This window comes from Mycobacterium asiaticum (genome assembly GCF_001673365.1).
In the GTDB taxonomy this organism is placed as follows: Bacteria; Actinomycetota; Actinomycetes; order Mycobacteriales; family Mycobacteriaceae; genus Mycobacterium; species Mycobacterium asiaticum_A.
Map to the genome: position 1 here is coordinate 22,127 of NZ_LZLS01000080.1, position 7,788 is coordinate 29,914.

The 7,788-nt window shown below is 63.7% G+C and carries 8 protein-coding genes; 7 read left to right on the forward strand and 1 reads right to left on the reverse strand.

Annotated elements, in window-relative coordinates; translation table 11 throughout:
- Positions 1 to 12 precede the first annotated feature (12 nt).
- From A5634_RS08420 to A5634_RS08440, 5 genes are read left to right on the forward strand one after another with little or no spacing between them, the layout of a single operon-like run.
- Positions 13 to 1,143, forward strand: a complete 1,131-nt coding sequence (locus tag A5634_RS08420) for an aromatic ring-hydroxylating oxygenase subunit alpha (RefSeq protein ID WP_065143602.1) — start codon at positions 13 to 15, stop codon at positions 1,141 to 1,143.
- A complete protein-coding gene (locus tag A5634_RS08425) occupies positions 1,140 to 2,708 on the forward strand; it encodes an AMP-binding protein (protein ID WP_155769436.1) in 1,569 nt (522 codons plus the stop codon). The genes A5634_RS08420 and A5634_RS08425 overlap by 4 nt, the downstream gene beginning before the upstream one ends.
- A gap of 20 nt (positions 2,709 to 2,728) precedes the next feature.
- The gene (locus A5634_RS08430) at positions 2,729 to 3,151 is read left to right on the forward strand and encodes a nuclear transport factor 2 family protein (RefSeq protein ID WP_065143594.1); all 423 of its coding nucleotides are present in this window, start codon (positions 2,729 to 2,731) and stop codon (positions 3,149 to 3,151) included.
- A 58-nt stretch (positions 3,152 to 3,209) separates the two neighbouring features.
- Positions 3,210 to 3,698, forward strand: coding sequence for an FAS1-like dehydratase domain-containing protein (locus A5634_RS08435; RefSeq protein ID WP_065143603.1), 489 nt, complete (start codon positions 3,210 to 3,212; stop codon positions 3,696 to 3,698).
- Positions 3,695 to 4,135, forward strand: a complete 441-nt coding sequence (locus A5634_RS08440) for a MaoC family dehydratase (protein WP_065143595.1) — start codon at positions 3,695 to 3,697, stop codon at positions 4,133 to 4,135. Before A5634_RS08435 ends, A5634_RS08440 begins: the two co-directional genes overlap by 4 nt.
- Here the strand turns inward: A5634_RS08440 and A5634_RS08445 are convergent.
- The gene (locus tag A5634_RS08445; protein WP_065143596.1) at positions 4,107 to 5,606 is read right to left on the reverse strand and encodes an aldehyde dehydrogenase; all 1,500 of its coding nucleotides are present in this window, start codon (positions 5,604 to 5,606) and stop codon (positions 4,107 to 4,109) included. The genes A5634_RS08440 and A5634_RS08445 overlap by 29 nt on opposite strands.
- An 80-nt stretch (positions 5,607 to 5,686) precedes the next feature.
- Here A5634_RS08445 and A5634_RS08450 point away from each other — a divergent pair, with 80 nt between their 5' ends.
- Both A5634_RS08450 and A5634_RS08455 read left to right on the forward strand, forming a co-directional pair.
- Positions 5,687 to 7,030, forward strand: a complete 1,344-nt coding sequence (locus tag A5634_RS08450; protein ID WP_065143597.1) for a lipocalin-like domain-containing protein — start codon at positions 5,687 to 5,689, stop codon at positions 7,028 to 7,030.
- 180 nt (positions 7,031 to 7,210) lie between these two features.
- Positions 7,211 to 7,788 (forward strand): PE family protein (locus A5634_RS08455; RefSeq protein ID WP_081290295.1); only part of this gene is annotated, 578 nt, incomplete at its 3' end.

The window sequence follows — 7,788 nt, forward strand, 5'->3', positions numbered from 1 at the left end:
AACGGAGAAGTCGTGACGGATACATTTTCAGACCTGACGGCGGACTCCGGGGCGCTAGACCCGTCGGAACGTGAGTTCGGGCCCTCGGGCATCGCGCTGTCCACCTACCGTTTTCCCACCGGCTGGTTCATCGTCGGCTTCGCCTCCGACCTGGCCGCCGGTGCAGTCAAACGAGTGCACTACTTCGGCGAAGAGTTGGTGCTGTTTCGTACCAACGCCGGAAAAGTGCATGTTCTGGATGCCTACTGCCAGCACCTGGGCGCCAACATGGGCGTCGGCGGCACCGTGGAGGGCGAGCACATCGTCTGCCCGTGGCACGGCTGGCAGTGGCGCGGTGACGGCACGAATGCGCTGATTCCCTACAGCAAGATCGGCTGCAAGAACAACGTCCGCATCCGCAGCTACCCGGTCACCGAGTGGTACGGCTTCATCCTGGTCTGGCACGAGCGGCACGGTCGGGCGCCGTACTGGCAGCCGCCGGTGCTGCCCGAGTTGGAGACCGACGAGTACTACCCGCTGCACCCGCACACTCGGATGGTCAATCGGGTCAAGGTGCATGCGCAAATGATCATCGAGAACGCGGCCGACCCTTATCACGTCCAATACGTGCACAAGGCGGCCAATCCGGCCAACACCGCCTCGTTCGAGGTTTCTGGCTATCACCTGCACGCCACCGTCAACGCCCACTTCGGCGGGGGTCGGGCCAAGACGTGGCTGACGCCCAACGGGCCGGTGGACGCCAAGATCATCTACGACAACTACTCGTTGGGTCTCGGCGTCGTCCGCTTCCCCAGCGACCTGGTGACCACTTGCCAGGTCACCGGCCAGACACCGGTCGACGAGGACTACACCGACTACTTCTACACCCAGGCCTCCGTGCGTGAGCCCGGCGACACTGGCGATGTGCCCACTGGGCGCGCCGCCAAATTCCTGGCGCTGCAGCAAGAAGTCATCAAGCAGGACTTCTTCACCTGGGAGAACATGAAGTATCTGGAGAAGCCGAACCTGGCCCCGGAGGAGGCCCGCGACTACGCGGCGCTGCGGCGCTGGGCACACCGCTTCTACCCCGGTACCCAACCGTCGCCCAACGACTTTGGGTACACCGCCGACGGCGAGCCGGATCCGGCGGCCGCACCAGCCTGATGGGGCCCGCCGACTTCGGTGTCGACCGCTTCACCGTGCCCGCCGTGCTGGACCGGCGGGCCGAACAGTACCCGGACCGAGTGATGATGTCGGTAGCCGGATGCGACATCACCTTTGAGCAGATGCGGCAGAGATCGTGCGCGGCGGCAAACGTGTTGATAGAACGTGGCGTTGGGCGCGGCGATTGCGTGGCACTGTTCACCGCCACCTGCCCGGAATGGATCTACTTCTGGCTCGGTGCGGCACGGATCGGTGCAATCACTGCCGCGGTGAACGCGGCTAACAGGGGTGACTTCCTGCTGCACAATCTCAGGCTCTCGCGGGCCAAGGTCGTCCTCACCGACGCCGAGCGGCGGTCGCGTGTCGACGAGATCGCCGGCGAGCTGGGCACCGTGACAGACATTGTGGTGCAAGGTGATTGGCTCACCGCCGCGCTGGACGACGACGACGCGGTAGTGAGCGGCCCAGCCGACGCGGCGGACGCCGGGGTGCTGTTCTTCACTTCCGGTACCACCGGGCCGTCCAAAGCGGTTGTCACGTCCTGGCATTACCTGTTCACGGTCGCGGCTACCGCCGTGTCGGCATGGGAATTCGCCGCGGGAGAAGCGCTTTGGACCGCGATGCCGCTATTTCACCTCAGCGCGGCGCCCGTCGTGTTGGCGCCGCTGCTGGTCGGCGGAAAGACGGTGCTGGCAAAGGCCTTTCATCCCGGAGAGGTATGGGATGAGGTGCGGGCGCATGAGGCCGTCGGCTTTGTGGGCGCGGGCGCCATGGTGTCGATGCTGCAGAATCTGCCCGCGGACCCACGCGACGCGCAACTGCCATTGCGGTTCATCTCGGCGGCGCCGATTGACGCGGCCTCCTATCGGTTGATCGAAAAGCGTTACGGCTGCAGCGTCGTCACCATGTATGGCATGACCGAAGCATTCCCGCTCGCAGTCAACGGGGTTGCATACGATGGTGTTCCGGGCGGCTCAGGACGGCCCAACCCGAATTTCGAGGTACGCATCGTCGACGGTGACTGCGTCGAGTTGCCGGCCGGATCGGTGGGGGAGATCACCTGTCGGGCCAGGTTTCCCGAAGTGATGAGCCAGGGATATGTGCGTCCCGGTGGAGAGACGTTGCACGTGGACCCACACCCGGAATGGTTTCATACCGGAGATCTGGGCAGATTCGACGACGAGCAGAACCTGACTTACGTCGATCGTGTCAAGGACTCGCTGCGTCGACGTGGTGAGAATGTCTCGTCGGTGGAAGTGGAAGCCGTGGTGACGAGCCATCCGGCGGTTGCCGAAGCCGCCGCGGTCGCGGTACCCAGCGACCTTGGTGAGGATGACATCTTGGTCGTCGTCACGTTAGAGCCCGGTGTCACAATCGATTACGCGGAGCTGCTGAACTACTGCGCCGTGCGCATGCCGTACTTCTGCGTGCCCCGATACGTCGACACGGTGGATGAACTTCCCAAGAACGTGATCGGGCGGGTCCGCAAAGACCTGCTGCGCGCCCGGGGTCTTACTGCGGACGTATGGGATCGTGAGAGCCACGGCTACGTGGTGAGTCGCTGAAAGGCAGGTTGTAAACAACGATGGTGATGACTTATCAAGAACAACAGATGCTGCAGGCGGCGACAGGCCGTGCGGGCATCGTGAATCTGACCGCCCGGCACAATCGGGCCTATTCCGACGGAGATCGCGACGCGTGGATCGCCACGTTCCGTCACTCTGGGGCTTCGTACGTTCGCGATGGTGAGTCGTTCACCGATCTGCGTGCGGCCTTTGATGGAGGCGACGGGCAGCGTTTGGTAACCGCCGACCACGAAATCCATATCGACGGGGTCAATGCGACACAGCGTTGTGTCGCAGTGCTTTTCGTCTCCGGGGATGATGGCACGACGCTTCGGGCCACCGGTGTCTATCTTGACCAGCTTATCTATGAGCGCGGCGGCTGGTACTTCACTTCGCGTGAACTGGTTTGGGATTTGGTGCCCAGTCGGCAGCTGGTCATGTGAGCGTTCCGTGACCTTGAGTTACCAACTGGCGTTCGGAACCTACGAGGACGCGTTGCGGATGGTGGGTACTGCGGCCGAACCACGAACGGCCGCAACAGCGATCAGCGCCGCGCGCATACAACTGTTCGCCGCGATGGTCCGCGACGGAAATCGCTCGTACTGGGACACCGAGTTCGCCAACCGGCAATGGGGCGGACTGCTGGCACCCCCGGCGTTGCTGATGGGTTGGCTGATCCCGCCGCCGTGGCAGCCCAACCAAGGAGACGCCCGGCCGGTCGCGTCACTCGCGTTGCGGGTTCCCCTGCCGGGCACCACCTTCATCAACGCAGCCAATGATGTTGAGCTCCTGCAGCCTATCGTCGAAGGCGATCTGCTCACCGCCGTGGAGGAACTGGTGTCGGTGTCGCCGGAGAAGCGCACCCGGCTTGGGACCGGTCATTTCGTCGAGACACTGGAGACCTATCGTCGCCAGGGCGGCGCCGGGCAAACAGAAATCGTAGCCACGTCGCGCAATACCCTGTTCCGGTTCACCCCGTCGGCGCCGTGAGCGACCTAGACTGGAACGCCATCAGTGTTCCCACCGAACTGCCCGAAGTCGCCGACGAGATCACCTATCAACGTGTCGTCGAAAACGCCGGGGCAACCTGGGACTACTTTCCGGGTCACTTCGATCCGAACTACGCCCAAAGCCAGGGCAATCCAACGATTTTCGTCAACACCATGCATCTCGCGGGATTCGCCGACCGGGTCGCGACCGATTGGTCGGGCCCGAGCAGTCGAGTGGTGCGCCGTTCCATGCGATTGACCGGCTCGATCTATGCCGGCGACACCATGGTCGGCCGGGGACGGGTGGTGGGCAAGCGCTGTGACGCCACGGCCGAACCGCCGCGCTACCTCGTCGATTTACAGATCGAGGTGTGCAACCAGCACGGGGTGGTGTGCTGCCCGGTCGAGATCACTCTGCAGCTTCGCCAACCCCTTTGAGGTCAGCCCCTTTGAGCGGCGGCAATTTTCCGGCGCACGCCACCGACTGCAATTCCACATACTCATCCAGGCCCTCGCGGCCGAATTCACGCCCGATCCCGGAGTGTTTGAAGCCGCCGAACGGCGTGCTGATGTCCAGCATGTACATGTTGATGCCATAGGTGCCGGTGCGTACCCGGCCTGCGATGTCGAGGCCGTGCGCGGTGTCGGCGGTCCACACCGACCCGGCCAGGCCGTAGTCGCTGTCGTTGGCGATCCGGACCGCATCGTCCTCGTCGGCGTAGGTGAGCACAGTCAAGACGGGGCCGAATATCTCCTCGCGGGCTATGCGCATCTCGTTGGTGGCGCCGGTGAACAGCGTCGGCCGCACGTACCAGCCGCGCGTCGACGGGTTGTCGTCTCCGCCGAGTACCAGGCGGGCGCCTTCGTGTTGCGCGGACCGGATGTAGTCCTGGACGCGGGCCTGTTGGCGTTGGGCGACAAGGGGTCCGATGTCAGTCTTTTCGTCAGCGGGGTCGCCGACCTGCAACTGCGACATCATGTCGGACAGCGCGTCGATGAGTTCGTCATGACGCCGTTCACTGACCAGGATTCGAGTCTGGGCGACGCAGGCCTGGCCGTTGTTCATCAAGCTGGCGCTCTTGAGTCCGGCGACAGTCTTGGCGATGTCGGCGTCATCGAGCACGATCGCTGCCGACTTGCCGCCTAGTTCCAGGCTGACCCGCTTGAGCTGCTCGCCGCACAGCGCGGCGATGCGACGTCCGATGGCGCTGGACCCGGTGAATGCGATCTTGTCCACACCGGGGTGGCGCACCAGCGCCTCGCCCACCTCTGACCCGCCGGTGACCACCGACACCACACCTGCTGGCAGGTCGACCTGTTCGATCATTTCGGCCAACCACAAAGCGTCCAAAGGTGTTTCGGGAGCCGGCTTAATAATCACCGGGCACCCCGCTAACAGGGCGGGAATCAGCTTGGGCATGATCAGGCACTGCGGCACGTTCCACGGCACGATGGCCGCGACCACACCGACCGGCAGCCGACGCAGATGCGCTTCGCCCAGCACCCCCTGCCGGCGCTCATCCCACGGGTAGTCGCGCGCGGCGGCCAGCGCCAAGTGGATCATTGACGCGGCACCGGCCGCTTGACCGAGCCGGCTGAAACTGCGTGGCGACCCCATCTGCGCGGTGATCAGATCGGCCATCTCGTCGATATGTCCGCCGTAGATTGCGGCCAGTTCTTCGACCTTTCGCATCCGCTGCTGGGGCGCCAGCCGTGGCCAAGGGCCATGGTCGAAGGCATCGCGGGCGGCGGCCACCGCGGCCTCCACATCGTCGGAATGGCCGGCGGGAACCTCGGCGATTGTCTCCTCGGTGCGTGGAGAGACCACCGAAATGCGTTCTGTCGTGGACGGTTTGCGCCACCGGCCACCAATGAACAGTTCGTGGTAGGAACGGGGATTTGCCGTCATCGGGGCACCACCTCAGGGCAGGCGACGGTAATTTCGCTATTGATGCTAACATAGCAAAAATTCACTGAGGCGAGGCGTAAGTGACGAGCGATTGGCGCAGTTATCCCTTCCAACTGGTGCCCGGCGACAGTCAACTCGATTTCCCTGCCGCCGAGGGGCAGCATGCCGATCAAGAGTCTGACACCTGGTTCATCGCCGGTGAACTCACGTCGGTGGACACTGATCGGTCCTTTGCGTTTCTGACCATCTTCAACAGGAACCGGCCTGGCGGCAGCATCGTCGCCGACTTCTACACGCTGGCTCTATTCGATTTGGACAGCGGCGAATACGGTACCTACACCGACTACGACATGCCGCCGGCCAGCATGGAACCGGGAGCAACACCCAAATTGGCCAGCGCGGTAGGACATCTCGACCTCGAGTACAACACTGGCGACCCGGGCGTCGCGCGCTGGACAACCGTGCGCGACGCGGACGGAACGTTACTGCCCTACACCTACGACGTCAGCCTCGTCGGCATCGATCAGGCCGGCCAACCCATGCGACTGGACCTGCGAGTCACACCCACTCGAGCGCCGACTCCGTTGGGCGCCTCCGCTTACAACGGCAAGATTGCCTGCTTCGGCCAAGATGACACCTACTCGTACTTCCAGACCGGGATGGCCATGACCGGAACGCTGTGCTGGGGCGAGGCGGAAGAACGGGTCAGCGGCACCGCCGGGCACGTGGACCGGCAATGGTTCCCGAAATACGCCGGCGGCGGAACTGGAGAACCGCCGCGCACCCGGTCCCACGAGTGGCGCACCATCAACTTCGACAACGGTGTCGACATGAGTATCTGGCGGCAGTTCCTGCGCACCGAAGGCAATGCGCTACAACCGTTTACCGGAATCACCATCAGCCATCCCGATGCCACGCCGCCGGGGTGTGTCGAGGATTTCGAAGTCACCATCAGCAGCTACGTGCGGTGGCCCGACGTTATAAGGCCGTTGATCCGACCGCCGGCTCGAGCGCGGTATCTACCCGATCGGCATCGGATCACCTGCGCGGCATTGCAATTGGACATCGAAGGCGAGCCGCTGGTACTAGCGCCGGCGCACGGGCTGCCGATCGAATACATGGAGGGGCCATATCGATACCGCGGCACGCTGGCCGGTGAGCCGGTGACAGCGTTCGCGTTCAACGAACGGTCGTTGGCGCTCTACCGGGATTGGGAGTTGGTCCAGGTCTTGGCTTGCGCTGTCGCCCAGGAGCCTGACGTGCAGTTGGAGTCCACAGTTGATCGTCTCAGGCCGTTGCTCGCCTCAGGCCGTCGCGACGAGGCGCGCGAATTGGTGCAGGCAGCAATGGCCGGGGCGTCCAGTTGTCGAGATGTGCTGGAAGCTCTCGAGGTCTCGTTGTCGGACGACAAAGGCGGCGACTGAGCGAGTCGAATTCCGGCAGCAAATTTGAACTCCTGATGAGTGCGGTAGGTAAACGGTGACGGGGATTAAATGGCTTCTCTGTGCCTACCCGCAAAAGCCAACTATCCAGCGCCGCAATCACGTACGGTGTGGGCCATTCGGGCTGCTATTGGACAACGCGACGATGGTTGAGGAGCGGCAATGTCGTTTGTGGTGGCGCTACCCGGGACGCTTGGAGCGGCAGCGGCGAATGTGGCAGTGATCGGTTCGGCGCTGAGTGAGGCAAATGCGATAGCTGCGGTCGCGACTACCGGCTTGCTGACTGCCGCCGGCGACGAGGTGTCGGCTGCTGTGACTTCGTTGTTTTCCGGGTATGCCCAGTCCTACCAGCAAGTCGCCGCGCAGGCGACGGCCTTCCACGACCAGTTCCTGCACGCGCTGAACTCGAGCGCGGGCGCTTACGTCACTACTGACGCGTCCATCGCATCCACGTTGCAGACGGCGGAGCGATATGCGTTGCAGGTGATTAACGCACCTACCGAGGCGCTCTTCGCGCGCCCGTTGATCGGCGACGGCGCTGCGGGTAACGCCCTCAACCCGAACGGGCAAGACGGCGGATTGTTGTTCGGCAACGGTGGCACCGGCTACACGAGCCCGGCTGCCGGCATCGCCGGGGGAAACGGTGGTAATGCTGGGTTGATTGGCAACGGTGGAAAAGGCGGATCGGGGGCGCCCGGGCAGGCCGGCGGCAGGGGCGGCAATGCCGCCCTGTTCGGTGG

Bases quoted from the DNA above. Each gene is read 5' to 3' on its own strand.
- A5634_RS08435 (WP_065143603.1), top strand. From the start codon at position 3,210: ATGGTGGGTACTGCGGCCGAACCACGAACGGCCGCAACAGCGATCAGC.
- A5634_RS08445 (WP_065143596.1), bottom strand. From the start codon at position 5,606: ATGACGGCAAATCCCCGTTCCTACCACGAACTGTTCATTGGTGGCCGG.
- A5634_RS08430 (WP_065143594.1), top strand. From the start codon at position 2,729: ATGGTGATGACTTATCAAGAACAACAGATGCTGCAGGCGGCGACAGGC.